Raw genomic sequence first — 2,007 nt, forward strand, 5'->3', positions numbered from 1 at the left:
GTCATGGACAACGCGCTCATGAGGATCATGGCAGAGTTCATGCGGAACCAGGTATCGGTGTTCTGTTCCGGGTCCGCAGCCGCTTCCAGGGCCGGGATGGCAGCGGCGTAGTCGCCGATAAAGGCCCGGTACTCGAATTCGCTGAGGCTGATCCGGTTGGCTGCGGCAGCCAACGGCTCCGGCCAGTCTGCGGCTATGCCCGGGTCCACTCCCAGCCGTTTCCTTGCCGCCTGCAGCAGCGCCGGAACCCGGTCCGAATGTTCCGGCAGCCAGACCATTGCCTTGGACTTGGCCTGGATGACCCTGGCGAATTCCTCAACGTCAAGGTTGTCCAGCTGCGGCTGGGAGATGTCTTCCAGCGCCGCCATGGCCTGGACCGGGAGGTCCAGCATCAGGTACGCGGCAGCCTTCTGCCGTTGGCCGGGCACCCACTGGGGATCATTCCGCTTCAGGATCTCCGCATACCTGAGGGCGAAATGCGGATCAAAGAGCTCAACGGCGGCCTCAGCCGCTGCCAGTGCCATGGCAGGGCTCAGTTGCGCCTCGCATTCCTGGGTCCAGGCCGAAAAAGCCATCAGCTCTTCCACCGTCATGGTGGCGGGGTCCGGGTCTTTGCCGTCGAGGAGCAGGCTTCGAAGCTCCCTGCGCCGGGTGATGCTGAGCCACGAACGGACGACGTCGCCAAGGTACTTTTCCCGCAGGGTCACCCAGCGGGAATCGGACGCGTCGATCTCCAGCATGCCGGAGTCCTCCATGTCAGCCACAATGCCGGCCCCGTAGACCGCAGTCAGCCGGGACAGCTCCACGCTCCGGGCGCAGGAGAGCATCTCGATGACTTCGCGTTCCTGCGGAGATTTCCGGGTCCACTGGGACCGCACGATGTCGTCAAGACTGGCCGCTCCGTCCAGCACCACTTTGTCACGCAAGGTCCAGACGGAGTCGGAGAGGACCAGGTTCCCGGAGTGCTGCTGCTCGGTGACGAGCGCCTTGAGCAACAACGGGTTGCCGCCCACCATGGTGTGGAAGGTGCTGACCAGCGAGGCGGACACCCGGTGGCCCAGCAGGGAAAGCAGGACCTGGCGGGTCTGGAGTTCGTTGAGGTTATCCAGCCTGACCTCGGTGAGGCGGTGATCGGTGAGGAGCCAGTGGAAGTCAGCCGGAAGATCGCTGATCTGCGGCGCGACGGCGACGACCCGTGCGGTGCCGGTCAGGAGAATGTTAAGCAGGACCCCGGCACTCATGTCATCGATACTGCCGGACGTATCCAGGGTGATCACGCACTGGCGACCGGCGGCGTCACTCCTGATCAGCGACGTGATACCCCGGAGAATAGCGGTGGGCGAACCCATGTAGGCCTGGGGCAGGCGCGCGAGCAGGAACGCCAGGCAACCGTAGGGGGTCTTTGCAGACGAGGAGCCGCTGCGCAGTTGAAGAGTCCAGACATCCGGGCCGAGTTCTGACACTGCTGTCCGCGCCAGGGATGACTTGCCTACTCCGCGGCCGCCGGTGATGACCACGCCAAGGGAGTCTGCGCTGGTCAGGGCAACACGGACGGCTTCAAGGTTTGCGCTGCGTGCGGGCACAGACCAGCGCTGTGGCTCAGATATGCCGGTGGTGTCCGTGCGGAGCCCAACATCGTTGAGCGATGACCCACGTCCCCAGCTGAGTGGCTCGATTGACATGAACTTATCCCCTACATCCCACTAATAGCGGGAACAAGCCCCTTTGCCCCCCGCTTAGGAAGAAGACTACCCCTTGGTACAGACAGGAAAACAGGGACTTGGAGTTTTAAGTTTTTTTTACGGGACGTCGGTCTTGGCAGGGTGGAACTTCTGTTGGGCCGCGGTGAGCCCCTCTTTGACGAGCATCTCGACGGCGTCGGCGGCCTCATCGAGAAGGAACGGAAGGTCCTTGCGCTCCGCGGTACCGAAATCCCGGAGGACGTAATCTGCGGTTTCCATCCTGCCCGGCGGACGGCCCACTCCCACCCGCACCCGCAGGTAGTCC

The 2,007-nt window shown here is 63.5% G+C and carries 2 pseudogenes; both read right to left on the reverse strand.

The features are described 5' to 3' along the window. A pseudogene (locus tag DBR22_RS13780) lies at nt 1-1,682 on the reverse strand (helix-turn-helix transcriptional regulator); the annotation flags it as partial. A gap of 117 nt (nt 1,683-1,799) precedes the next feature. Next, nucleotides 1,800-2,007, reverse strand: a pseudogene (locus DBR22_RS13785) (aminoacyl-tRNA hydrolase); the annotation flags it as partial.

Origin of the sequence: Arthrobacter sp. HMWF013, assembly GCF_003061105.1 — a bacterium.
In the GTDB taxonomy this organism is placed as follows: Bacteria; Actinomycetota; Actinomycetes; order Actinomycetales; family Micrococcaceae; genus Arthrobacter.